At 66.2% G+C, this 23,521-nt stretch carries 22 protein-coding genes and 1 tRNA gene; 16 read left to right on the forward strand and 7 right to left on the reverse strand.

The window, feature by feature from the left end:
* Window positions 1–228: 228 nt before the first annotated feature.
* Window positions 229–753 (forward strand): homocitrate synthase, encoded by a 525-nt coding sequence (locus tag F6Q13_RS00645; protein ID WP_293050801.1) that lies wholly within the window; start codon window positions 229–231, stop codon window positions 751–753.
* Here F6Q13_RS00645 and F6Q13_RS00650 read toward each other — a convergent pair.
* The gene (locus F6Q13_RS00650; RefSeq protein ID WP_293050804.1) at window positions 750–2,228 is read right to left on the reverse strand and encodes a cytochrome P450; all 1,479 of its coding nucleotides are present in this window, start codon (window positions 2,226–2,228) and stop codon (window positions 750–752) included. The genes F6Q13_RS00645 and F6Q13_RS00650 overlap by 4 nt on opposite strands.
* Before the next feature lie 115 nt (window positions 2,229–2,343).
* Between F6Q13_RS00650 and F6Q13_RS00655 the strand changes: the two genes are divergently transcribed.
* The 9 genes from F6Q13_RS00655 (at window position 2,344) to nrdF (ending at window position 11,338) form a co-directional block, all read left to right on the forward strand.
* Window positions 2,344–3,000, forward strand: coding sequence for a TetR/AcrR family transcriptional regulator (locus tag F6Q13_RS00655; protein ID WP_293050806.1), 657 nt, complete (start codon window positions 2,344–2,346; stop codon window positions 2,998–3,000).
* 23 nt (window positions 3,001–3,023) lie between these two features.
* On the forward strand, window positions 3,024–3,890 hold the full coding sequence (locus F6Q13_RS00660) for an SDR family oxidoreductase (RefSeq protein WP_293050999.1): 867 nt from the start codon (window positions 3,024–3,026) through the stop codon (window positions 3,888–3,890).
* 176 nt (window positions 3,891–4,066) lie between these two features.
* The gene (locus tag F6Q13_RS00665; RefSeq protein WP_293050808.1) at window positions 4,067–4,621 is read left to right on the forward strand and encodes an NAD(P)H-dependent oxidoreductase; all 555 of its coding nucleotides are present in this window, start codon (window positions 4,067–4,069) and stop codon (window positions 4,619–4,621) included.
* A gap of 411 nt (window positions 4,622–5,032) precedes the next feature.
* Window positions 5,033–5,272, forward strand: a complete 240-nt coding sequence (locus F6Q13_RS00670; protein ID WP_293051001.1) for a redoxin NrdH — start codon at window positions 5,033–5,035, stop codon at window positions 5,270–5,272.
* A 9-nt stretch (window positions 5,273–5,281) separates the two neighbouring features.
* Window positions 5,282–5,740, forward strand: coding sequence for a class Ib ribonucleoside-diphosphate reductase assembly flavoprotein NrdI (gene nrdI, locus F6Q13_RS00675; protein ID WP_293050810.1), 459 nt, complete (start codon window positions 5,282–5,284; stop codon window positions 5,738–5,740).
* A gap of 65 nt (window positions 5,741–5,805) precedes the next feature.
* The gene (nrdE, locus tag F6Q13_RS00680; protein ID WP_293051003.1) at window positions 5,806–7,887 is read left to right on the forward strand and encodes a class 1b ribonucleoside-diphosphate reductase subunit alpha; all 2,082 of its coding nucleotides are present in this window, start codon (window positions 5,806–5,808) and stop codon (window positions 7,885–7,887) included.
* A gap of 51 nt (window positions 7,888–7,938) precedes the next feature.
* Window positions 7,939–8,667: a TetR/AcrR family transcriptional regulator gene (locus tag F6Q13_RS00685; protein WP_293050812.1), complete on the forward strand. Its 729-nt coding sequence runs from the start codon at window positions 7,939–7,941 to the stop codon at window positions 8,665–8,667.
* Between the two features lie 56 nt (window positions 8,668–8,723).
* Complete coding sequence (locus tag F6Q13_RS00690) at window positions 8,724–10,274, forward strand: NAD(P)/FAD-dependent oxidoreductase (RefSeq protein ID WP_293050814.1); 1,551 nt, start codon at window positions 8,724–8,726, stop codon at window positions 10,272–10,274.
* 89 nt (window positions 10,275–10,363) lie between these two features.
* A complete protein-coding gene (gene nrdF, locus F6Q13_RS00695; protein ID WP_293050816.1) occupies window positions 10,364–11,338 on the forward strand; it encodes a class 1b ribonucleoside-diphosphate reductase subunit beta in 975 nt (324 codons plus the stop codon).
* A 23-nt stretch (window positions 11,339–11,361) separates the two neighbouring features.
* Here the strand turns inward: nrdF and F6Q13_RS00700 are convergent, their stop codons facing one another.
* Complete coding sequence (locus F6Q13_RS00700; RefSeq protein WP_293050818.1) at window positions 11,362–12,405, reverse strand: NAD(P)-dependent alcohol dehydrogenase; 1,044 nt, start codon at window positions 12,403–12,405, stop codon at window positions 11,362–11,364.
* 101 nt (window positions 12,406–12,506) lie between these two features.
* Window positions 12,507–13,559 carry an iron-siderophore ABC transporter substrate-binding protein gene (locus tag F6Q13_RS00705; protein ID WP_293051005.1) on the reverse strand — a complete coding sequence of 351 codons (1,053 nt, stop codon included), beginning with the start codon at window positions 13,557–13,559 and terminating at the stop codon, window positions 12,507–12,509.
* 170 nt (window positions 13,560–13,729) lie between these two features.
* Here F6Q13_RS00705 and ctaD point away from each other — a divergent pair, with 170 nt between their 5' ends.
* Complete coding sequence (ctaD, locus tag F6Q13_RS00710; RefSeq protein ID WP_293050820.1) at window positions 13,730–15,460, forward strand: cytochrome c oxidase subunit I; 1,731 nt, start codon at window positions 13,730–13,732, stop codon at window positions 15,458–15,460.
* A 49-nt stretch (window positions 15,461–15,509) separates the two neighbouring features.
* On the forward strand, window positions 15,510–16,235 hold the full coding sequence (locus F6Q13_RS00715; protein WP_293050822.1) for a peroxiredoxin: 726 nt from the start codon (window positions 15,510–15,512) through the stop codon (window positions 16,233–16,235).
* A gap of 95 nt (window positions 16,236–16,330) precedes the next feature.
* Here F6Q13_RS00715 and F6Q13_RS00720 read toward each other — a convergent pair.
* Window positions 16,331–16,413: transfer RNA gene (locus F6Q13_RS00720), tRNA-Tyr, on the reverse strand.
* Between the two features lie 78 nt (window positions 16,414–16,491).
* Here F6Q13_RS00720 and F6Q13_RS00725 point away from each other — a divergent pair.
* From F6Q13_RS00725 to F6Q13_RS00735, 3 genes are all read left to right on the forward strand, one after another.
* Window positions 16,492–16,983 (forward strand): YajQ family cyclic di-GMP-binding protein, encoded by a 492-nt coding sequence (locus tag F6Q13_RS00725; RefSeq protein WP_293050824.1) that lies wholly within the window; start codon window positions 16,492–16,494, stop codon window positions 16,981–16,983.
* 74 nt (window positions 16,984–17,057) lie between these two features.
* Window positions 17,058–18,548, forward strand: coding sequence for an NAD(P)/FAD-dependent oxidoreductase (locus F6Q13_RS00730; protein ID WP_293050826.1), 1,491 nt, complete (start codon window positions 17,058–17,060; stop codon window positions 18,546–18,548).
* A 60-nt stretch (window positions 18,549–18,608) separates the two neighbouring features.
* Complete coding sequence (locus F6Q13_RS00735) at window positions 18,609–19,631, forward strand: NAD(P)H-dependent glycerol-3-phosphate dehydrogenase (protein WP_293050829.1); 1,023 nt, start codon at window positions 18,609–18,611, stop codon at window positions 19,629–19,631.
* Window positions 19,632–19,639: 8 nt separating this feature from the next.
* On the opposite strand, the gene htpX is transcribed toward F6Q13_RS00735, so the two are convergent.
* On the reverse strand, window positions 19,640–20,500 hold the full coding sequence (htpX, locus tag F6Q13_RS00740; protein WP_293050832.1) for a zinc metalloprotease HtpX: 861 nt from the start codon (window positions 20,498–20,500) through the stop codon (window positions 19,640–19,642).
* 72 nt (window positions 20,501–20,572) lie between these two features.
* Window positions 20,573–21,577 carry a nonaprenyl/(2E,6E)-farnesyl/geranylgeranyl diphosphat synthase gene (gene grcC1 / locus F6Q13_RS00745; protein WP_293050834.1) on the reverse strand — a complete coding sequence of 335 codons (1,005 nt, stop codon included), beginning with the start codon at window positions 21,575–21,577 and terminating at the stop codon, window positions 20,573–20,575.
* 15 nt (window positions 21,578–21,592) lie between these two features.
* Here grcC1 and menJ point away from each other — a divergent pair, with 15 nt between their 5' ends.
* A complete protein-coding gene (gene menJ / locus F6Q13_RS00750) occupies window positions 21,593–22,819 on the forward strand; it encodes a menaquinone reductase (RefSeq protein ID WP_293050836.1) in 1,227 nt (408 codons plus the stop codon).
* On the opposite strand, the gene F6Q13_RS00755 is transcribed toward menJ, so the two are convergent.
* Window positions 22,812–23,504 carry a demethylmenaquinone methyltransferase gene (locus tag F6Q13_RS00755; RefSeq protein ID WP_293050838.1) on the reverse strand — a complete coding sequence of 231 codons (693 nt, stop codon included), beginning with the start codon at window positions 23,502–23,504 and terminating at the stop codon, window positions 22,812–22,814. The genes menJ and F6Q13_RS00755 overlap by 8 nt on opposite strands.
* Window positions 23,505–23,521 lie beyond the last annotated feature (17 nt).

Here is a 23,521-nt window from a genome sequence, read left to right on the forward strand (position 1 = left end):
ACTAGCTGAGGCACCACCACCGGCCACGCGCTCAAAGTACGTGAGGCACGTCGTCAACTTGCCCTGGTCGGCCGTCGGCGACTAGGCTTTGGCACCGTGCATCGTCGTGCAGTAGTAGCCAGTACCCGCAGCGGGGTCTGATCCGGACCGACCCCCCGCTGCGGGTCGGACGCTACTACCTGTCGGTCACTCCTGCAGACCAGAAACGACCGACCCATGACACGATCAATGACACGTCCAGTGACAACTGCCGCCAACCTCACGATTGACAGCGGCGCCGGTAGTGCGCCCGAAGCGCCGCCGGACCGGTTCGCGGGTCTTGCGCTGCCGGCCGGTCTCCGCGAAGACGCCGGAAACCTGTCGTGGAGCACCCTCATCGCCACCTACGCTCCCGGCACCGGGCCGGTGTGCCTGCGCCACTGGGAGTGCACCGACGGGCGGCCCGCCACCCGGCTGGGAACGCAACCGGCAACGTTTCGGGCCACGCTCGGTTTCGGCGATCGGATCGAGACCATGACCGCCACGGCGACGGGTCCGGTCGCCGCGCTGACCGCGATGCTCTACGAGCGCGGCATCGCGGTCGAGATGCTGCGGTTTCATCAGCTGCGCGCCGACGGGGACTTCGCCACCTTCATCCAGGGCAGCGACGGCACCCGAGTCGAATGGGCGATGGGGTGGTCCCGGGACCCGACACAGTCCGCGCTGCGCGCAGTGATCGCCTGCGCCAACCGGCTGCTGACCACGCAATCCTAGAGCGGGCGCAGCACGATCGGCATGCCGTCCTTCGGGATCGGCATGCCGCCGTAGTCCCAGCGCGCCTGATAGCCGGGTCGGGGCAGCTCGAGCCGGTAGCGGCGCAGCAACCGGTGCAGGATCGTCTTGATCTCCAGCTGACCAAACGTCATCCCGATGCACTTGTGCGCGCCGCCGCCGAACGGCGTGAACGCGTAACGATGCCGCTTGTGCTCGTTGCGCGGCTCGGTGAACCGTTCCGGGTCGAACTTCAGCGGATCGGTCCACAGCTCGGGCAGCCGATGGTTCATGCCCGGATACGCGATGACGTTGGTGCCCTCCGGCACGTAATAACCCAGCAGGTCGGTGTCGCGCACCGTGCGGCGCATGGCCCACTGCACCGGCGTCACCAACCGGATGGACTCGTTCATCACCAGGTCGAGCGACTCCAGCTTCTCCAGCGACTCGATGTCGAGCGGGCCGTCGCCAAGGCGATCCGATTCGTCGCGGCAGCGCTCCTGCCACTGCGGATGGGCGGCCAGCTGGTAGGCCATCGTCGTCGACGTCGACGTCGAGGTGTCGTGCGCGGCCATCATCAAGAAGATCATGTGGTTGACAATGTCTTCGTCGGAGAAGCTGTTGCCGTCCTCGTCTTCGGTGTGGCACAACACCGTCAGCAGGTCGTTGCCCTCCTTGCCGCGACGCTCGGCGACCCGTTTGGCGAAGTAGTTCTCCAACAGGCGACGCGCTTTGAGACCGCGCCACCAGGTAAACGGCGGCACGCTGGTGCGGATGATCGCGTTGCCGGCGCGGGTGGTGATCGTGAAGGCCTCGTTCACCTTGGTGACGAGTTCGCGATCGGTGCCGGGCTCGTGGCCCATGAACACCATCGAAGCGATGTCGAGGGTGAGGGCCTTCATCGCCGGATAGAGCAGGAAGCGTGCGTCGTTGGGCACCCAGTCGTTGGCGATCACCTGCGACACTACCCGGTCCATCTGCTCGACATAGCCCGCCAGGCGGGAACGGACGAAGGCTTCCTGCATGATCCGCCGGTGGAAGAGGTGCTCCTCACCGTCGAGCAGCATCAGACCGCGATGAAAAAACGGTCCGATGACCGGCACCCAACCCTGCTGGGAGTAGTCCTTGTTGCGGTTGGAGTAGATGACCTGCGCCGCGTCGGGTCCCAGCGCCGCGACCCCCGGTAAAATCGGCGAATCGCCGAAGATGACCGGACCTTTGGTGTGGTAGAGAAACAGCAGGTAGTCGGGTCCGCCGCGCATCATCTCGATCATGTGGCCGAGTATCGGCAGGCCCCGGTCGCCCATGACCGGCTTGAGCCCGCTGCCCGGCGGCGGGTCCGCAAGTTTGCGCGGGGACCACTGCGTCTTCAGTAGCTTCCGTTCGACCGCGGCCATGCCGGGGAAGTTGTTGAAGGACGGCGTCAGGCGGCGTTTGGCCTGATCGAACAGATAATCCCGGGTGCTGATGGTCGCCATTGACGCTCCTTACCTTCTGGCAGATCTGGTGGCAGCCGTCATTACGCACCATCCTTCGAGAGTGCTTGACGGCTGTCAAGTTTGGTTTTCGTCTGTTTTGTTGCAAGGTCAAAGGGTGACCACCGGGGATTCCACGCGCACCGCCGGCCAAACTCCGTCCGCATCGGCCCCGAAACGACGCGGCGACAGGCAGCGGCAGGCCATCCTTCAGTCAGTGCGGGAGCTGTTGGTGGAGAAACCGTTTGCCGATCTGTCGGTCAGCACGATCAGCGACCGGGCCGGCGTCGCGCGATCCGGTTTCTACTTTTATTTCGACTCCAAATACGCGGTGCTGGCACATATCCTGGCCGAGGCCGGTCGCGAACTCGACGAGCTGACCCAGTACTTCGCGCCGCGCGGCCCGGACGAATCGCCGGCGGCATTCGCCAAGCGGATGGTCGGCAGTGCCGCGCTCGTGTACGCCCACAACGACCCCGTGATCTCGGCGTGCTACGCCGCCCGCAACACCGACGCCGAGATCCGTAAACTCGTCGACCAGCAGGTTGATCGGGTGATCCAACAAATCATCGGGATCGTCGAGGACGAGTTGCGGGCCGGCACCGCGTGTCCCATCAGCGAGGACATCCCCGCTCTGGTCCGCACACTGTCGGTCACCACCGCGCAGATGCTCTCCGGTGACAGCGCCTATCTGGGCCCGGATCAGGATGTGCAGCGCGGGATACGGGTGCTGGAGCAGCTATGGCTGCATGCGCTGTGGGGCGGGCGATCGTGAGCCTGCGCCGTATCGTCAGCGTCATCACGCCGAAGAGTCGTGGTGGGTATTTCGCAGGCAAGCGCTGCTTTCTCACCGGTGCCGCCAGCGGTATCGGCCGTGCGACAGCGTTGCGACTCGCCGCTGAGGGCGCCGAGCTGTACCTGACCGACCGCAACGCCGACGGGCTCACCGCAACTGTCGCCGACATCCGCACACTGGGCGGGCAGGTCGCCGAGCACCGGGCACTCGACATCGCCGACTACCGGGCGGTCGCCGCGTTTGCCACCGACATCCACGCCGATCACCCGAGCATGGACGTCGTGATGAACATCGCCGGGATCTCGGCCTGGGGCACCGTCGATCGGCTCAGCCACGAACAATGGAGCAACCTGGTCGCCGTGAACCTGATGGGCCCGATCCACGTCGTCGAAACGTTCCTTCCGCCGATGATCGCCGCCGGCCGGGGCGGGCATCTGGTCAACGTGTCGTCGGCGGCTGGGCTGATCGCCCTGCCCTGGCACGCCGCTTACAGCGCCAGCAAGTACGGCTTGCGCGGGATGTCAGAGGTGCTGCGTTTCGATTTGGCGCGCCACCGCATCGGTGTGTCGGTGGTGGTGCCCGGCGCGGTGAACACCCCGCTGGTCAACACCGTCGAGATCGCCGGCGTCGATCGCGAGGACCCAACAGTGAAACGCTGGGTGGACCGGTTTAGCGGGCATGCCGTCTCGCCCGAGCGGGCGGCCGAGAAAATCCTGACCGGAGTCGCCAAGAACAGATACCTGATCTATACCTCGGGCGACATCCGCGCGCTGTATGCCCTCAAGCGGCTGGCCTGGTGGCCGTATAGCCTGGCGATGCGCCAGGTCAACGTGATTTTCACCCGGGTGCTGCGGCCGGCGCCGCGCTAGCAGCGTGGGGCGCTGACACGCCGGCGTGTCGTCACCCTCGGCGCACAGTGAAATCGTCGGTCCGGGTCCGGCGGCGCCCTTGCCGATGCCGGCCGTGGCCGCGATATCGTCGGTGGTGACCGCGCCCTCGGCGGGTCGCCGGGCCGCGACTGCAACCAACCCGAGGGGAGTCGGACGTGCCGGAGACCACGATCGTGGTACTGGTGGGAAGCCTGCGTGCGGCGTCGGTCAACCGCCAGATCGCCGAGTTGGCCGCCGAATGCGCCCCGGACGGCATCGTCGTGACCATCTTCGACGGGCTGGGCGAGTTGCCGTTCTACAACGAAGACCTAGATTGCGCCGACGACCCGTTCGACGTCCCGGCCCCGGTCGCCGCACTGCGGCACGCCGCCGCCGACGCCGACGCGGCATTGGTCGTCACACCGGAATACAACGGCAGCATCCCCGGCGTGCTCAAGAACGCGATCGACTGGCTTTCCCGGCCATTCGGCAACGGCGCGCTGAAGGACAAGCCGCTGGCCGTCATCGGTGGCTCGGCCGGCCGGTACGGCGGCGTCTGGGCACATGACGAGACCCGCAAGTCATTCGGGCTCGCCGGTCCGCGGGTAATCGATGCGATCAAGCTGTCGGTGCCGCTGGCCTCGCTGGATGGCAAGCATCCGCGGGAGAGCGCCGAGCTGGTGTCCAACCTGCGCGACGCGGTGGGCAAATTGGCCGCCGAGGTGAGCTGACCCGACGCCGCCTGGGCTTTGCTGTGCCCCGGGTTCGCGATGTCGGCCCGGGCGTGCTTGTCGGTGCCCGGTGGTAAACCCGACCGGTGGCCGGCGGAAACCCAATCGTGATCTGCGACACGCCGGGCCGGGTCCACGCACAAGCTTACGACCAGGGAATTTCATCAATGTTTTTCCGAACATCTTGTACCTCTTCTCAATGTCTGCCACTAGGTGTAGTGTTTGGCTGGTCGACACACCCGAAGATTCACGACCTCCAGGACACCCGCGGTCATGGCGTCGGGGCAGGTGCTGAGGACGGGATTGTCGGGGTGTGTCGGTCTGCTGATCCAGCAGTGCACCCGCAGTGCCCGAGTAGTTGCCAGCCAGATTCCCGATGTCCGAGGTCTCGAAGAGGAGGCGGTACCGTCGATGAGCATCACCGTGTACACCAAGCCGGCCTGTGTGCAGTGCACCGCCACGTACAAGGCACTGGACAAGCAGGGCATCAGCTACGAGACGGTCGACATCACCTCGGACCCCGAGGCGCGGGACTACGTCATGGCGCTGGGTTATCTGCAGGCCCCGGTCGTGGTGGCCGGGAACCAGCACTGGTCGGGCTTCCGGCCCGACCGGATCAAGGCGCTGACCGGCGCGGTGCGCACCGCCTAGGAGGCAATCGTGACGTCGGGCAACCTGGTGTATTTCTCCAGCGTGTCGGAGAACACCCACCGTTTCGTGCAGAAGCTGGGTCTGCCGGCCACGCGCATACCGTTGCACGGCCGCATCGAGGTGGACCGGCCTTATGTCCTGGTGTTGCCCACCTACGGCGGTGGCCGACACAATCCGAGCATCGCCGACAGTGCAGCCAGCGGCTACGTTCCCAGACAGGTCGTCACGTTCTTGAACAACGAACGCAACCGGGCGCTGCTGCGCGGGGTGATCGCGGCCGGTAACACCAACTTCGGTGCGGAATTCGGCTATGCCGGCGAGGTGGTCTCGCGCAAATGCGGAGTTCCGTACCTCTACCGCTTCGAGCTGATGGGAACCGACGAGGACGTCCGCGCCGTCCGCGCGGGTCTGGCCGACTTCTGGGAGGAGGAGACGTGCCGCCAACCGCTGCAACTTCAGAGCGTGTGACACCCACCGGGCATGCTCGCCCGGTTTCCGGGCCGGGTGAGACCGACTATCACGCGCTCAACGCGATGCTGAATCTCTACGACGCCGACGGCAAGATTCAGTTCGACAAAGACCGGGAAGCCGCGCGTCAGTACTTCTTGCAGCACGTCAACCAGAACACGGTCTTCTTCCACAACCAGGACGAGAAGCTGGACTACCTCATCCGCGAGAACTACTACGAGCGTGAGGTTCTCGACCAGTATTCGCGCAACTTCGTCAAATCCCTGCTCGACCGTGCCTACGCCAAGAAGTTCCGGTTCCCGACTTTTCTCGGAGCGTTCAAGTACTACACGTCCTACACGTTGAAGACCTTCGACGGGAAGCGGTACCTGGAGCGCTTCGAGGACCGGGTGTGCATGGTGGCACTGACCTTGGCCGCCGGCGACACGGCGCTGGCCGAGAAGCTCGTCGACGAGATCATCGACGGCCGGTTCCAGCCGGCCACCCCGACGTTTTTGAACTCGGGCAAGAAGCAGCGCGGCGAGCCGGTGAGTTGCTTTCTTTTGCGCATCGAGGACAACATGGAGTCGATCGGGCGTTCTATCAACTCCGCGCTGCAGCTGTCCAAGCGCGGCGGGGGAGTGGCGTTGCTGCTGAGCAACATTCGGGAACACGGTGCACCGATCAAGAACATCGAAAACCAGTCCTCGGGCGTCATCCCGATCATGAAGCTGCTGGAGGACTCGTTCTCCTACGCCAATCAGCTCGGCGCGCGCCAGGGCGCCGGCGCGGTGTATTTGCATGCCCACCACCCCGACATCTACCGCTTCTTGGACACCAAGCGGGAAAACGCCGACGAGAAGATCCGGATCAAGACGCTGAGCCTGGGCGTGGTGATCCCCGACATCACCTTCGAGCTCGCCAAGCGCAACGAGGACATGTACCTGTTCTCACCGTACGACGTCGAACGCGTCTACGGGGTGCCGTTCGCCGACATCTCGGTCACCGAGAAGTACTACGAGATGCTCGACGACGCAAGGATTCGCAAGACCAAGATCAAGGCGCGGGAGTTCTTTCAGACGCTCGCCGAGTTGCAGTTCGAATCCGGTTACCCCTACCTCATGTTCGAGGACACGGTGAACCGGGCCAACCCGATCGAGGGCAAGATCACCCACTCCAACCTGTGTTCGGAGATCCTGCAGGTGTCCACGCCGTCGTCGTTCAACGAAGATTTATCGTACGCCAAAGTGGGCAAGGACATTTCGTGTAACCTGGGTTCGCTCAACATCGCCAAAACGATGGACTCACCCGACTTCGCGCAGACCATCGAGGTGGCGGTCCGTGCGCTGACCGCGGTGAGCGATCAGACGCACATCGCCTCGGTGCCCTCGATCGAGCAGGGCAACAACGACTCGCACGCGATCGGGCTGGGGCAGATGAACCTGCACGGCTATCTGGCTCGGGAACGCATCTTCTACGGTTCTGAAGAAGGCATCGACTTCACCAACATCTATTTCTACACAGTGCTTTACCACACGCTGCGGGCATCGAACCGCATTGCCATCGAACGAGGCAAGTATTTCAAAGGTTTCGAGCGGTCCAAGTACGCCTCGGGGGAGTTCTTCGACCGCTACACCGATCAGCTCTGGGAGCCCAAGACCGCCAAGGTGCGGCAGTTGTTCGCCGACGCGGGAATCCGCATTCCCGACCAGGACGACTGGCGGCGACTCAAAGAGTCGGTGCAAGCCCACGGCATCTACAACCAAAACCTGCAGGCGGTGCCGCCGACCGGGTCGATCTCCTACATCAACCACTCGACGAGCTCGATCCACCCGATCGTGTCCAAGATCGAGATCCGCAAAGAAGGCAAGATCGGCCGCGTCTACTACCCCGCGCCCTACATGACCAACGACAACCTGGAGTACTACCAGGACGCCTACGAGATCGGCTACGAGAAGATCATCGACACCTACGCGGCGGCCACCCAGCATGTGGACCAGGGGCTGTCGCTGACGTTGTTCTTCAAGGACACCGCCACCACCCGCGACGTGAACAAGGCCCAGATCTACGCCTGGCGAAAAGGCATCAAGACGCTGTACTACATCCGGCTGCGGCAGATGGCGCTGGAGGGCACCGAGGTCGAGGGCTGCGTGTCCTGCATGCTCTGATCGGCGAACGCTTCGCCCTGGCCGGCAGAGCAACGCGGTAAGGTGCTTCTCGTGGTGCGAATCCCTCGACCTCATCCCGCCCCGCGTCCCGCGGTGAAGGTCGACGCACGCAGCGAGCGCTGGCGTGAACACCGCAAGAAGGTGCGCGGTGAGATCGTCGACGCGGCATTTCGCGCCATCGACCGGCTCGGGCCGGAGCTGAGCGTACGGGAAATCGCCGAAGAGGCCGGCACCGCCAAGCCGAAGATCTACCGGCATTTCCAGGACAAGTCCGATCTGTTTCAGGCGATCGGGGAGCGGCTGCGCGACATGCTGTACGCGGCGATCTTGCCCTCGATCGACCTGAAAACCGACTCCGCTCGTGAGGTGATCCGGCGCGCCGTCGAGGAGTACGTCAACCTGGTCGACAAGCATCCCAACGTGCTGCGGGTCTTCATTCAGGGCCGCTCCCCGGTCAGCCCTCAGATCCTCAACGAGGGCCGTGGCATCACCCTGGCGGTGGCCGACATGTTCGACAACGAACTTCGAGAGATGCAACTCGACCATGCCGCGGTCGAATTGGCCGGCCATGCCGCCTTCGGGTCGGCCGCGTCGGCCACCGAGTGGTGGCTGGGCCCGGACCCGCAGAGTCCGCGACGCATGTCGCACGACCAGTTCGTCGCCCAGCTGACGACCATCATGCTGGGCGTGATCAGCGGCACCGCCGAGGTGCTCGGGATCAGCCTCGATCCCGATTTGCCCATCCGCAGCGCGGTGCCTCGGGACTCCGCGGCCAGCTGAGCACCGGCGAGCGCCCCGAGATACCCGGTACCGGCGTTCCCAGGTAGCATGGCAGCATGACCATCGCGGAGCCGACGACGCAGGAGTCGACACACCCGACCCCCGTGCACACCCGCGCGTTGATCATCGGCACCGGGTTCTCCGGGTTGGGGATGGCCATCGCGCTGCAGCGCCAGGGCGTGGACTTCCTGATCCTGGAGAAGGCCGACGATGTCGGCGGAACGTGGCGTGACAACAGCTATCCGGGGTGCGCGTGCGATATCCCGTCGCACCTGTATTCGTTCTCCTTCGAGCCCAAGCCGGACTGGAAGCACCTGTTCTCCTATCAGGACGAGATCTGGGATTACCTCAAGGGAGTCACCGACAAATACGGACTGCGCCGCTACATCGTGTTCGACTCGCTCGTCGACCGTGCGCACTGGGACGACGCCGACTATCGCTGGCACGTGTTCACCGCCGACGGGCGCGAATATGTCGCCCAGTTCGTCATCTCCGGAGCTGGTGCACTGCACATCCCGTCGGTTCCCGACATCCCCGGACGCGACGAGTTCCGGGGCCCCGCTTTCCATTCCGCCCAGTGGGATCACGGCGTGGATCTGACCGGCAAGCGGGTCGCGGTGATCGGCACCGGCGCCAGCGCCATCCAGATCGTTCCCGAGATCATCGACCGGGTCGCCGGACTGCAGCTCTACCAGCGCACCCCGCCGTGGGTGGTGCCGCGCACCAACGAGGAGCTGCCACCGGCGTTGCGGCGCGCGCTGGGCACCATCCCCGGCCTGCGGCTGGCGCTGCGGACCGCCATCTACTGGGGGCAGGAGGCGTTGGCCTACGGAATGACCAGGCGGCCCGACACGCTCAAGGTGATCGAGTCCTTCGCCAAGTGGAACATCCGCCGCGCGGTCAAAGACCGCGAGCTGCGCCGCAAGCTGACGCCGCAGTACCGGATCGGCTGCAAGCGAATCCTGAACTCGTCGACCTACTATCCCGCCGTGGCCAACCCCAAGACCGAGCTCGTCACCGACCGCATCAGCGCCATCACGCCGGACGGCATCGTCACCGCCGACGGCCGGCACCGGCGGGTCGATGTGATCGTGTTCGCCACCGGCTTTCACGTCACCGACTCCTACACCTACGTGCAGATCAAAGGGCTGCACGGGGAGGACCTGGTGGACCGGTGGAACCGGGAAGGGGTGGTCGCGCATCGCGGGATCACGGTCGCCGACATGCCCAACTTGTTCTTTCTGCTGGGACCCAACACCGGGCTGGGCCACAACTCGGTGGTGTTCATGATCGAGGCGCAGATCCGCTATGTGTCCCGTGCGATCGCCGCCTGCGACCGGCTCGGCGCGCAGGCGCTGGCACCGACCCGGGCCGCGCAGGACCGCTTCAACGAGCGTTTGCAGCGCGAACTCGCCGGCTCGGTGTGGAACTCCGGCGGGTGTCGGAGCTGGTACCTCGACGAGCACGGCAACAACCGGGTGCTCTGGGGCGGTTACACCTGGCAGTACTGGGCGGCGACCCGAAAACTCGATCTCTCCGAGTATCAGTTCTTCGGGGTGGGCACCGGCGCGTCAACGACACGACGTGACACTGGGTCGCGACACTAGTTGTTGTGTTGCGGCTGGTTGTCGGACCCCAGGGGTAGTGTTCACATGTGGGCGCGGTTGCCCATCCGTCCTGGTGAAAAGGGGTTCTGGTGAGCGAAAACATGAAGCTGATCGACCGGGTGTCGGCGATCAACTGGAACCGTCTGCACGACGAGAAGGACGCCGAGGTCTGGGACCGGCTGACCGGCAACTTCTGGCTGCCGGAAAAGGTGCCGGTCTCCAACGACCTGCCGTCGTGGGGCACGCTGACCGATCACGAAAAGCAACTGACCATGCGGGTGTTCACCGGGCTGACGCTGCTGGACACCATTCAGGGCACCGTCGGGGCGGTCAGCCTGATCCCCGACGCGCTGACCCCGCACGAGGAAGCCGTCTACACCAACATCGCGTTCATGGAATCGGTGCACGCGCGCAGCTACAGCAACATCTTCTCCACGCTGTGCTCGACCGCCGAGATCGACGACGCGTTTCGCTGGTCGGAGGAAAACCCCAACCTGCAGCGCAAGGCCGAGATCGTCATGGGCTACTACCGTGGTGACGAGCCGCTCAAGCGCAAGGTCGCCTCCACGCTGCTGGAAAGCTTCCTGTTCTACTCCGGGTTCTACCTGCCGATGTACTGGTCGAGCCGGGCCAAGCTGACCAACACCGCCGACATGATCCGGTTGATCATCCGCGACGAAGCCGTGCACGGCTACTACATCGGCTACAAGTACCAGCGCGGCCTGGCGCTGGTCGACGACGCCAAACGCCAAGAGCTCAAGGACTATACCTACGAGTTGCTCTTCGAGCTCTACGACAACGAGGTGGAATACACCCAGGACCTCTACGACGGAGTCGGACTGACCGAGGACGTCAAGAAGTTCCTGCGCTACAACGCCAACAAGGCGCTGATGAACCTCGGCTACGAGGCGTTGTTCCCGCGCGACGAGACTGACGTCAACCCGGCGATCCTGTCGGCGCTCTCACCCAACGCCGACGAAAACCACGACTTCTTCTCCGGGTCGGGCTCGAGCTATGTGATCGGCAAGGCCGTCGTCACCGAAGACGAGGACTGGGACTTTTAAAGCCTCGGCGCCCCAGAGCGCCCCTAGAGCGTCGCGGTGTCGATGACGAACCGGTAGCGCACGTCGCTGGCCAGCACCCGCTCGTAGGCCTCGTTGATGTAATCGGGCTCGATGACTTCGATTTCGGGCCGCACGCCATGCTCGGCGCAGAAATTCAGCATCTCCTGCGTCTCGGCGATCCCGCCGATGTTGGAGCCGGACAGGCTGCGCCGCATCAGCGCCAACGCGAACGCCGGCACCGGCATCGGGTGCTCGGGGATGCCGAGTTCGACCAGCGTGCCGTCCACGTCGAGCAATTTCAGGTACTCGCCGAGGTCGATGTTGGCCGAAACGGTGTTCAGAATCAGGTCGAAACCGTTGCGCAGCTTCTTGAACGTGTCCGGATCGGCGGTCGCGTAGTAGCGACTGGCGCCCAGCCGCAGGCCGTCCTCCATCTTCTTCAGCGACTGCGACAGCACCGTGACGTCGGCGCCCATCGCCGCGCCCAGCTTGACGCCCATGTGGCCCAGCCCGCCCAGGCCGATCACCGCGACCCGGGTGCCGGGCCCGGCATTCCAGTGCCGAAGCGGCGAATACAGCGTGATGCCCGCGCACAGCAGCGGTGCCGCGACGTCCAGCGGCAGTGCATCGGGGATGCGCAGTACGTAGTTCTCGTCGACGACGATCGCGCTGCTGTAGCCGCCGTAGGTCGGCCGGCCGTCGCGGCCGATGCCGTTGTAGGTCGTGGTCATCCCGCGCTTGCAGTACTGCTCCAGCCCGGCCAGGCAGCTGCTGCACTCGCGGCAGGAATCCACGAAACAGCCCACCCCGACGTGATCACCCACCTGGTACTTGGTGACCTCGGCACCCACCGCGGTCACCACGCCGGCGATCTCGTGACCCGGCACCACCGGATAATTCGGCGTGCCCCACTCGGCTTTGACGGTGTGAATGTCGGAGTGGCAGATCCCGGCGAACTTGATCTCGATGGCCACGTCGTGCGGGCCGGGGTCGCGACGGGTGATGGTGGTCCTGGTCAGCGGTTCGGTCGCCGACGTGGCGGCGTACGCGGAGACAACGGTGCTCATCGAATACCTCTTCAGAGCTGGAACTTACGGCTCTAGTGCGGACGTTCAATAGCCTAGTGAAAGCCTAGCCAAGTAAAGTGGTCGGCGCCCGAGTGCGGCGCTCAGTTGATCGGGGCATTGATCCAGCGCAGGTCCTCGACGATGCCCCGGGCCGCGATCACGCCCTGCCCGGTCTGCCAGATCTCGTTGTTGACGATGAACACCCGGTTGTCGCGGTAGGCCGAGAGTTTGCGCCACGACGCGCTGTCGAGGACGGTGGGCGCACGGTCTTTGGCGGCCGGCGAGGCGAACGAGACGTAGACGATGTCGGCGTCGGCGGCGGAGAAATCGGCGGAGCGGGCCAGATCGACGTCGGTGTCACCGATCTCGAGATACGGCTTGTCGGTGAAGCGTTGCGACGGCGGTCGGCCCACGCCGACGATCTGCACCACGCTGGCCGGGAAGTTGTCGGCGCCGTAGACACGCACGGTGTTCGCGGTGAACTGCACGATCGACGCCTGGTAGTGGCCGGCGTCGTGCGCGGCGCCGCTCTCGTGGGCCTTGGCGGCGAAGTCGTCGAGTACCGTGTTGGCGGCGCCGATGCGCCCGGTGGCCGCGCCGACGCCGCGCACGGCGTCCTCCCAGGCCGCTCCCGGCGCCCCGGTGAATACGCACGGGGCGATCGCTGAAAGCTGCGGATACAGCGTCGGGGTCGCCGCCACCGAGCCCAGGATCAGATCCGGCTTCGCCGCCGCGACGGCGGCCAGGTCGGGGGCGCTGCGGGTGCCCGCACCGGGCAGTCGATGGATGGCCGCGCCGAGGTAGGAGGGCTGACCCGAGGCGCCGTCCGGCAGTGCCGCTGCCACGATGCGGGACTGCAGGCCCAGCGCGCACAGGGTGTCGAGCGCGTCCCCGGTCAGCACGACGATGCGCTGCGGGTCGGCGTGCACCTCGGTCACGTCGGGATCCACCCCGGCTGCATTGTGGACCTGGCGCATCGGGGGGCCCGGATCCGGCGCGGCGGGCTGCGCCGCGCAGGATTCGTCGGGTTTGCGCTGGTTGCCCAGCACTCCGGCGCCGGCGATCTGGGTGGTGCTGGTGACCACCGAACGCGCCGTCGATGGTGCCGTCCCCGTCGGCGATGTGCATCCGGCGCACACCGTGACCGAAATCACCGCTGCTGCGGCTGCGCCCAGCGCGCCGGGCCGTTTACCGCTCGTCAGCACTCTTGCGACGGTAACATTCGGTGGAACGCGACCCTCCGGCAGCGGCCGATTACGACAGTTTGTAGGACTCGGGCTACGATGACAGCACGTTATCGGTTGCCCCAGGTTTGGAGGAGCTCTTGACCGCCGAAGCCCCCCCGCGCAGAGAACTCGAGGCCAGTCGTCCGTTCCCGGCCCGGACGGGGCCGAAGGGCAACCTGGTCTACAAACTCATAACAACGACCGATCACAAGATGATCGGCATCATGTACGTGGTCACCTGCTTCGTCTTCTTTTTCATCGGCGGGCTGCTGGCCTTGCTGATGCGCGCCGAACTGGCCGCACCGGGTCTGCAGTTTTTGTCCAACGAGCAGTACAACCAGCTGTTCACCATGCACGGCACCATCATGTTGCTGTTTTATGCCACCCCGATCGTGTTCGGGTTCGCCAACCTGGTGCTGCCGCTGCAGATCGGCGCGCCCGACGTGGCGTTCCCCCGGCTCAACGCGTTCTCCTACTGGCTGTTTTTGTTCGGCTCGCTGATCGCGATGGCCGGGTTCATCACCCCGGGCGGGGCGGCGGACTTCGGCTGGACCGCCTACACCCCGCTGTCCACCGCCATCCATTCGCCCGGCGCCGGCGGCGACTTGTGGGTCGTGGGCCTGATCGTGGCCGGTCTGGGCACCATCTTGGGCGCGGTCAACATGATCACCACCGTGGTCTGCATGCGCGCCCCCGGCATGACGATGTTTCGGATGCCGATCTTCACCTGGAACATCCTGGTGACCTCGATCATCGTGCTGGTGGCGTTCCCGCTGTTGACCGCGGCGCTGTTCGGGCTGGCCGCCGACCGGCATCTGGGCGCCCACGTCTACGACCCGGCCAACGGGGGACCGATCCTGTGGCAGCACCTGTTCTGGTTCTTCGGGCACCCCGAGGTCTACATCGTGGCGTTGCCGTTCTTCGGGGTCGTCACCGAGATCTTGCCGGTGTTTTCCCGTAAACCGGTCTTCGGCTACACCACCCTGGTCTATGCCACGATGGCGATCGCGGTGCTGTCGGTGGCGGTGTGGGCGCACCACATGTTCGCCACCGGGGCGGTGCTGCTGCCGTTCTTTTCGTTCATGACGTATCTGATCGCGGTGCCCACCGGGATCAAGTTCTTCAACTGGGCCGGCACCATGTGGAAGGGCCAGCTGACGTTTGAGACCCCGATGCTGTTCGCGGTGGGCTTTTTGGTCACCTTCTTGCTGGGCGGTCTGACCGGGGTGCTGCTGGCCAGCCCGCCGCTGGACTTCCACGTCACCGACAGCTACTTCGTGGTCGCGCACTTCCACTACGTGCTGTTCGGCACGATCGTGTTCTCCACCTTCGCCGGGACCTATTTCTGGTTTCCGAAGATGACCGGCCGGCTGCTCGACGAGCGGCTGGGCAAGCTGCATTTCTGGTTGACCTTCATCGGGTTCAACGTCACGTTTTTGGTGCAGCACTGGCTCGGCGACATGGGCATGCCGCGCCGCTACGCCGACTACCTGCCCAGCGACGGGTTCCAACCGCTCAACGTCGTCTCCACGACCGGCGCCTTCATCCTGGGGGCCTCGATGCTGCCGTTCGTGTGGAACGTGTTCAAGAGCTGGCGCTACGGGGAGCCGGTGACCGTCGACGACCCGTGGGGCTACGGCAACTCGCTGGAGTGGGCGACCAGCTGCCCGCCGCCGCGGCACAACTTCTACGAGCTGCCCCGCATCCGCTCCGAGCGCCCGGCCTTCGAGCTGCACTACCCCCACATGATCCCCCGGTTGCGCGCCGAAGCCCATATCGGGCGCTCCAACGCTGACGAACGAGCCCCCGAACTCAGCGCGAAACACTAAAATTGTCCTACCTGCTGGGGTTTCCCACGACCGGAAAGGATAGTTTGCCATGACCACCACCGCCGAAGCACCGGCCACCGTCACGGCTATGCCGCGTATCGGTGATCCGGCTCCAGAATTCACCGCGGTCACCACCCAGGGCACGATCCATTTCCCCGCAGATTACAAAGGCAAGTGGGTGATCTTTTTCTCACACCCGGGAGATTTCACGCCGGTCTGCACCTCGGAATTCGTGACGTTCGCCTCGATGCAGCAACAATTGGCGGCTTACAACACCGAGCTATTGGGCCTCTCGGTCGACGGGATCGCCAGTCATCTCGCCTGGCTCCAGCAGATCAAAGACAAGATCGCCTTCCGTGATCACAAGAATGTCGATGTCACCTTTCCGGTGATCGACGATGCCTCTCAGCAGGTCGCGCGAAAATATGGGATGATCATGCCCGGCGAGGACTCCACCAAAGCGGTGCGAGCGGTCTTTTTCATCGACCCGAAAGGCATCATCCGCGCGATCATCTATTATCCGTTGATTCTCGGACGCAACTCCGCGGAATTGCTGCGCGTCATCAAGGCGTTGCAGACCACCGATCATTTCGGTGTCGCCACTCCGGCAGATTGGCAACCCGGCGATCCCGTCATCTTGCCCATTCCCGACAACATGACCGGCATGAAAGAGCGACAAGAAACCCACGCCGAGGGCATGACGTGCCAAGACTGGTACTTTTGCACCAAGGAAATACCCGCCGACGAGGTTGAAGCCGCCATCCGGGCCAAATAGCGCTCACCCCGCTGCGGTGCTGCCCGTCGGCGGCGCCGTCCACGGCGCGGGGCACCGGGCTCTCGCCAGCCGTCGGTGGCGCACCGGCGATGCAGTGGCAGGTCCAGGATTCGAACCTGGGTAGGCATACGCCGACGGATTTACAGTCCGCTCCCATTGGCCGCTCGGGCAACCTGCCTCGTGTGTTACGTCTAGCAGGGTACAACGAGCCAGTGGGCGGGGCACACGGGGCAAAACCGAGGGAAGGGACGGATCCATGGCGGAATCGTCGTTCGACATCGTCAGCAAGGTCGACCGGCAGGAAGTCGACAACGCCCTCAATCAGGCCGCCAAGGAGCTGGCCACCAGATTCGATTTCCGCGGCACCGACACCAGGATTGCCTGGAAGGGTACCGATGCCATCGAGCTGACCAGCTCCACCGAGGAGCGGGTCAAGGCCGCCGTCGACGTCTTCAAGGAGAAGTTGATCCGCCGCGACATCTCGCTGAAGGCCTTCGACGCCGGTGAGCCGCAGCCCTCCGGCAAGACCTACAAGGTGACCGGCACCATCAAGCAGGGCATCTCCAGCGAGAACGCCAAGAAGATCACCAAGCTGATCCGCGACGAGGGCCCCAAGAACGTCAAGGCCCAGATCCAAGGCGACGAGGTGCGTGTCTCGGGCAAAAAACGCGACGACCTTCAGGCCGTCATCGCGATGCTCAAAAAAGCCGACCTCGACGTCGCACTGCAGTTCGTCAACTACCGCTAAGCCTGGCCCAATCAACCGGTGGGTGCCTACTCTGGGTGAGGTACATATCGGTTATTGCGGGCACGAAGCGAGGTGTGCTGATGACCCCAGCGGACGCGGGATACTTCGACGTCGTCATCATCGGGGCCGGGATCTCCGGGCTGGGCGCGGCCTACCGCATCAGCGAACGCAACCCCGGCATCAGCTACGTGATCCTGGAGCGCCGCGAGCAGATCGGCGGCACCTGGGACCTGTTCCGCTACCCCGGAGTGCGCTCCGACAGCAGCATCTTCACGCTGTGCTTCCCCTACGAGCCGTGGACCCGCAAGGAAGGGGTGGCCGACGGGGTCCACATCCGTGAGTACCTGACCGAGACAGCCCACAAGTACGGCATCGACCAGCACATCCGGTTCAACAGCCATGTTCGCGCGGCGGACTGGGACTCCTCGACCGACACCTGGACCGTCACCGTCGACGACGAAGCCGGAGCCGGCACGACCTACCGCAGCCGGTTCGTGTTCTTCGGCTCCGGCTACTACAACTACGACCAGGGCTACACCCCGGAGTTCCCCGGCATCGAGCAGTTCGCGGGCACGGTCGTGCACCCGCAGCACTGGCCGGAGGACCTCGACTACACCGGCAGGAAGGTGGTGGTGATCGGCAGCGGCGCCACCGCGGTGTCACTGATCCCGTCGCTGGCCGAGCGGGCCGCGAAGGTCACCATGCTGCAGCGCTCGCCGACGTACATGTTCGCCGCGTCGCGGTACAGTCCCTCGGCCGATCTGCTGCGCGCGGTGCTGCCGCGCAGGGTGGCTCACCCGGTGATCCGGCTGCGCAACGCAGTGTTCGAAGGGGCGATCTGGTTTCTGGCGCGCAAGACGCCGGGTTTCATGAAGTGGTGGATCCGCCGCGTCGCGATCCATCACCTACCCAAGGGGTATCCGGTCGACACCCACTTCAAGCCGCGCTACAACCCGTGGGACCAGCGACTGTGCCTGATCCCCGACGCCGACCTCTACGTCGCGATCCGCGAAGGCCGGGCCGAGGTGGTCACCGACCACATCGACCACGTCGACGCCGACGGCATCGCGCTGAAGTCCGGCGGGCACCTCGACGCCGACATCATCGTCACCGCCACCGGATTGCAGCTGCAGGCGCTCGGCGGAGTCCGCATCAGCCTGGACGGCACCGAGATCAAGCCCCAGGACCGCTTCGTCTACAAGGCCCACATGCTCGAGGACGTGCCCAACCTGTTCTGGTGTGTCGGCTACACCAACGCGTCCTGGACGCTGCGCGCCGACATCACCGCCCGCGCGACGGCGAAACTGATCGCCTACATGACGTCGCACGGGTACACCCACGCCTACCCGCATCTGGGCGGCGAGCCGATGCCGGAGAAACTGGCCTGGGACATCCAAGCCGGCTACGTGTTGCGCGCCCTGCATGCCCTGCCCAAGTCGGGCACCAAGCGGCCCTGGAACGTGCGGCAGAACTACTTCGCCGACGCGATCGACTACCGGTTCGACCGCATCGAGGAGGCGATGGTGTTCGGGCGGGCCGAGAACCGGGCGGCCCTGGCCGGTTAGCCCGGCCCCGAGTTGGCCAACTGCCCGCGAACAGCGGCGCCCGGCAATACGCTGATCGTCATGGCGGCTACGCGCGAACCGAACGTCGTCGTGCTCGGCGGCGGATCCTGGGGCACCACCGTTGCGTCGATCTGCGCACGGCGCGGCCCGACGCTGCAGTGGGTGCGTTCGCGCGACACCGCCGACGACATCAACACCAACCACCGCAACTCCCGCTATCTGGGCAACGACGTCGGTCTCAGCGAAAGCCTGCGCGCCACCACCGACTTCTCCGAAGCCGCCAACCGTGCCGACGTCGTCGTGATGGGAGTGCCGTCGCACGGGTTCCGCGGGGTGCTGACCGAACTGGCCGCCGAGCTGCGCCCGTGGGTCCCGGTGGTGTCGCTGGTCAAGGGCCTCGAGCAGGGCACCAACATGCGGATGTCACAGATCGTCGACGAAGTGCTGCCCGGCCACCCGGCCGGCATCCTGGCCGGCCCCAACATCGCCCGCGAGGTGGCCGAGGGCTACGCGGCCGCGGCGGTGCTGGCGATGCCCGACCAGCATCTCGCCGCCCGGCTGGCGCAGCTGTTCCGCACCAAGCGGTTCCGCGTCTACACCACCGACGACGTGGTCGGCGTGGAGCTGGCCGGCGCCTTGAAGAACGTCTATGCGATCGCGGTGGGAATGGGCTACTCGCTGGGCATCGGGGAGAACACCCGCGCGATGGTGATGGCCCGCTCGGTGCGCGAAATGTCCAAACTCGGCGAGGCCGCCGGCGGGCAGCGCGACACCTTCGCCGGGCTCGCCGGCATGGGTGACCTGATCGTCACCTGCACCAGCCAGCGCAGCCGCAACCGCCACGTCGGCGAGCAGCTGGGCGCCGGCAAGCCGATCGACGAGATCATCGCCTCGATGAACCAGGTCGCCGAGGGTGTCAAGGCGGCCAGCGTGATCATGGAGTTCGCCGACAAGTACGGGCTGAACATGCCGATCGCCCGCGAGGTCGACGCGGTGATCAACCACGGCTCGACCGTCGAGCAGGCCTACCGCGGTCTGATCGCTGAAACCCCGGGACACGAGGTCTACGGGGCCGGTTTCTGACCGGCGGCTCAGCCGCGCGCCATCGCTTCCAGCCGGCGGATCCGGTCGGCGACCGGCGGGTGCGTCGAGAACAGCGACCCGATGCGCTCCCCCGCACGGAACGGGTTGGCGATCATCAGGTGCGCCTGGCTGGCCAGCTGAGGCTCCGGCGGCAGCGGCGCCGCCTGCACCCCGTCGGTGATCTTGCGCAGCGCCGAGGCCAACGCCAGCGGGTCACCGGTCAACGCCGCGCCGGACTCGTCGGCCTGATACTCCCGCGACCGCGACACCGCCAGCCGCACCACCGTCGCCGCGATCGGGCCGAGCAGTGAAACAAGCATCAGCGCGAACGGATTTCCGCCTTGCCGGTTGCCGCCGAACATCCCCGCGAACACCGCCATGTTGGCCAACGCGGTGATCACCGAGGCAAGCGCGCCGGCCACGCAGGAAATCAGGATGTCGCGGTTGTAGACATGGGACAGCTCGTGGCCCAGCACCGCACGCAACTCACGCTCGTCGAGGATCCGCAGAATCCCGGTGGTGCAGCAGACCGCGGCGTTGCGGGGGTTGCGCCCGGTCGCGAACGCGTTGGGCGCGGCGGTGTCGCTGATATACAGCCGTGGCATCGGTTGGTGTGCGGCGGTGGCCAGCTCGCGCACGATCCGATACATGGCCGGGGCCTGCAGCTCGGACACCGGCTGGGCATGCATGGCCCGCAACGCCAGCTTGTCGCTGTTGAAATAGGTGTAGGCGTTCATCCCGACGGCGAACAACACCGCCAGCAGCAACGTCGTCCTGCCGAACAGCGCGCCGACGAAGACGATCAGCGTCGACATGCCCACCAACAAGGCGAATGTCTTGAACGTGTTGGCGTGCGGATGCCAGGTCATCAATCCTCCTATGAACCCCGGGGTCCTGCTGAGACAACGCCCGTGCCGGCGCGGGGGTTCCGCATCGCGCCCTCAGCCGTGCCGGTTGATCGTGTAGTCGACGAGCGTTTCCAGCGCCCGCCGAGCGGGCAGATCGGGCAGCTGCGCGAGCTCACTGTGCGCCGCCGCGGCGTAGCGCGCCACCGTGTCCTTGGCCTTGGCCATCCCCGGCGACGCCCGCAGCAGCCGCAGCGCGTCGGGCAACGCCGCGTCGTCGACGGGACCAGCCAGCAGCTCGCGCAGCCGCGCGGCGTCGGCCCCGGGTTCGCGCAGCGCATACAGCACCGGCAGGGTGTGCACCCCCTCGCGCAGGTCGGTGCCGGGCAGCTTGCCGGACTCGTCGGGGTCGCTGTCGATGTCGATGATGTCGTCGGAGATCTGAAACGCGGTACCGACGATGCCGCCCAGCCGGGACAGCCGCTCGACCTGGTCGTCGTCGGCGCCGGAGAACATCGCCCCGAACCGTCCCGCCGCACCGATCAGGCAGGCGGTCTTCTCGTGCACCACCTTCAGGTAGTGCTCGATCGGGTCGACGCCGGGGGCGGCCCTGCGGGTCTCGCGCATCTGGCCGGTCACCAGCTGGGCGAACGTGTCGGCGATGATCCGGACCGCATCCGGTCCCAGCCGCGCCACCAACCGCGACGCCGTCGCGAACAGGTAGTCACCGGCCAGGATCGCGACGTTGTTGCCCCAGCGCAGGTTGGCGCTGGGCGCGCCGCGGCGGACCTGGGCCTCGTCCATCACGTCGTCGTGATACAGCGTCGCCAGGTGCACCAGCTCGATGACCGCACCGGCGATCGTCACCTCACCGGCGTCCGGATGCGGACCCAGCTGCGCCGAGAGCACGGTGAACAACGGGCGGAACCGCTTGCCGCCGGCCTCGAACAGGTGCAGCACCGCCTCGGTCATCAGCTCGTCGGCCGCGCGCAACTCCGTCTCGATCAGCCGCTCGATGCGTCCGACGCCGTCGCGCACGTCCGCGGCGAACGCGGCGTCCCCCAGGTCCACGCCCGCCACCACGGTCGCCGGAGTCCTCACCCGACCAACATACTGGTGGGCATGCACAGCAGCGCCGACGTGGTGGTCGTGGGGGCCGGACCGGCGGGGTCGGCGGCGGCGGCCTGGGCCGCCCGCGCGGGCCGCGACGTGCTGGTTATCGACGCGGCGGGCTTTCCCCGGGACAAGGCCTGCGGCGACGGGCTGACCCCGCGCGCGGTCGCCGAACTCGAACTGCTCGGCCTGAGCCGCTGGCTGGACACCCGGATTCGGCATCGGGGGCTACGGATGAGCGGATTCGGCGGTGAGGTGCAGGTCGACTGGCCGGGCCCGTCGTTCCCGTCGACCGGCAGCGCGGTGGCCCGTGTCGAACTCGACGATCGGATCCGCAAAGTCGCCGAGGATGCCGGCGCGCGGATGCTGCTCGGCCTGAAAGTCGTTGGTGTGCTGCATGATTCGGCTCGTCGGCTGGCATCGGTGGTGCTGGCCGACGGCACCGAGGTCTCCTGCCGGGAGCTGATCGTCGCCGACGGGGCCCGCTCGCCGCTGGGCCGAACTCTGGGCCGGCGCTGGCATCGGCAGACCGTGTACGGGATCGCCGCCCGCGGGTACCTGGCCACGCCGCGCAGCGGCGAGCCGTGGCTGACCTCGCATCTGGAACTGCGGTCCCCCGACGGCGCGGTGCTGCCCGGCTACGGATGGATCTTCCCGCTGGGCAACGGCGAGGTGAACATCGGCGTGGGCGCGTTGTCCACCACCAGGCGGCCCGCCGACCTGGCGCTGCGGCCGCTGATGGGCTATTACGCTGATCTGCGCCGCGACGAATGGGGGTTCGTCGGCCGGCCGCGGGCGGTGTCGTCGGCGCTGCTGCCGATGGGCGGCGCGGTGTCGGGGGTGGCCGGGCCGAACTGGATGCTGATCGGCGACGCCGCGGCCTGTGTCAATCCGCTCAACGGCGAAGGCATCGACTACGCGCTGGAAACCGGACGGCTCGCGGCCGAGGTGCTGGGCTCCGGCGACCTGTCGCAGACGTGGCCCGCGGTGCTGCAATCGCACTACGGGCGCGGGTTCTCGGTGGCGCGCCGGCTGGCGTTGCTGCTGACGTTCCCGCGGTTTTTGCCGGCGGTCGGGCCGGCGGCGATGCGTTCGACGCGGCTAATGAGCATCGCCGTGCGGGTGATGGGCAATCTGGTCACCGACGAGGACGCGGACTGGGTGGCGCGGGCCTGGCGTGGCAGCGGGCTGGTCTCCCGGCTGGCCGACCGGCGCAAGCCGTTCAGCTGACCGGCTTGCGCGCCGTGTGCACCGCGACGATGCCGCCGGTCAGGTTGCGCCAGCGCACCGCCGACCACCCGGCGCCCGCGATCTCGCGCGCCAGCTCCGCCTGGCCCGGCCAGGCGCGGATCGACTCGGCCAGGTAGATATAGGCCTCGGGGTTGCTCGACACCACGGCGGCCAGCCGCGGCAGCGCCTGCATCAGATACTCCTTGTACACGGTGGCCAACAGCGCATTGGCGGGTGTGGCGAATTCGCAGACCACCAACCGGCCGCCACTGCGGGTGACACGGGCCATCTCCCGCAACGCCGCCGTGCGCTCGGCGATATTGCGCAGCCCGAAGCTGATCGTCACCGCGTCGAACACGGCGTCCGCGAACGGCAACCGGGTGGCGTCGGCGGCGACTTTGGGCACGTCCCGGCCACGACCCGCGGTCAGCATCCCCAGCGAAAAGTCCGCCGCCACACACCATGCCCCCGACTTCGCCAGCTCCGCCGTCGACACCGCGGTGCCGGCGGCCAGGTCCAGCACCTTCTCACCGGGCGCCGGGCCCAGCGCGGACCGGGTGGCGCGGCGCCAGGAGCGGTCCCGGCCCAGCGACAACACGGTGTTGGTCAGGTCGTAGCGGCGGGCGACACCGTCGAACATCGACGCCACCGCACGCGGATCCTTGTCCAGGCGCGCACGGATCACCGTACCGACGCTACACA

The sequence above is a fragment of the Mycobacterium sp. genome (assembly GCF_008709575.1).
Lineage (GTDB): Bacteria > Actinomycetota > Actinomycetes > Mycobacteriales > Mycobacteriaceae > Mycobacterium.

Bases quoted from the DNA above. Each gene is read 5' to 3' on its own strand.
- F6Q13_RS00645 (WP_293050801.1), top strand. From the start codon at position 229: ATGACACGTCCAGTGACAACTGCCGCCAACCTCACGATTGACAGCGGC.
- F6Q13_RS00650 (WP_293050804.1), bottom strand. From the start codon at position 2,228: ATGGCGACCATCAGCACCCGGGATTATCTGTTCGATCAGGCCAAACGC.
- F6Q13_RS00670 (WP_293051001.1), top strand. From the start codon at position 5,033: ATGAGCATCACCGTGTACACCAAGCCGGCCTGTGTGCAGTGCACCGCC.
- nrdE (WP_293051003.1), top strand. From the start codon at position 5,806: ATGCTGAATCTCTACGACGCCGACGGCAAGATTCAGTTCGACAAAGAC.
- F6Q13_RS00690 (WP_293050814.1), top strand. From the start codon at position 8,724: ATGACCATCGCGGAGCCGACGACGCAGGAGTCGACACACCCGACCCCC.
- F6Q13_RS00700 (WP_293050818.1), bottom strand. From the start codon at position 12,405: ATGAGCACCGTTGTCTCCGCGTACGCCGCCACGTCGGCGACCGAACCG.
- F6Q13_RS00715 (WP_293050822.1), top strand. From the start codon at position 15,510: ATGACCACCACCGCCGAAGCACCGGCCACCGTCACGGCTATGCCGCGT.
- F6Q13_RS00725 (WP_293050824.1), top strand. From the start codon at position 16,492: ATGGCGGAATCGTCGTTCGACATCGTCAGCAAGGTCGACCGGCAGGAA.
- F6Q13_RS00735 (WP_293050829.1), top strand. From the start codon at position 18,609: ATGGCGGCTACGCGCGAACCGAACGTCGTCGTGCTCGGCGGCGGATCC.
- htpX (WP_293050832.1), bottom strand. From the start codon at position 20,500: ATGACCTGGCATCCGCACGCCAACACGTTCAAGACATTCGCCTTGTTG.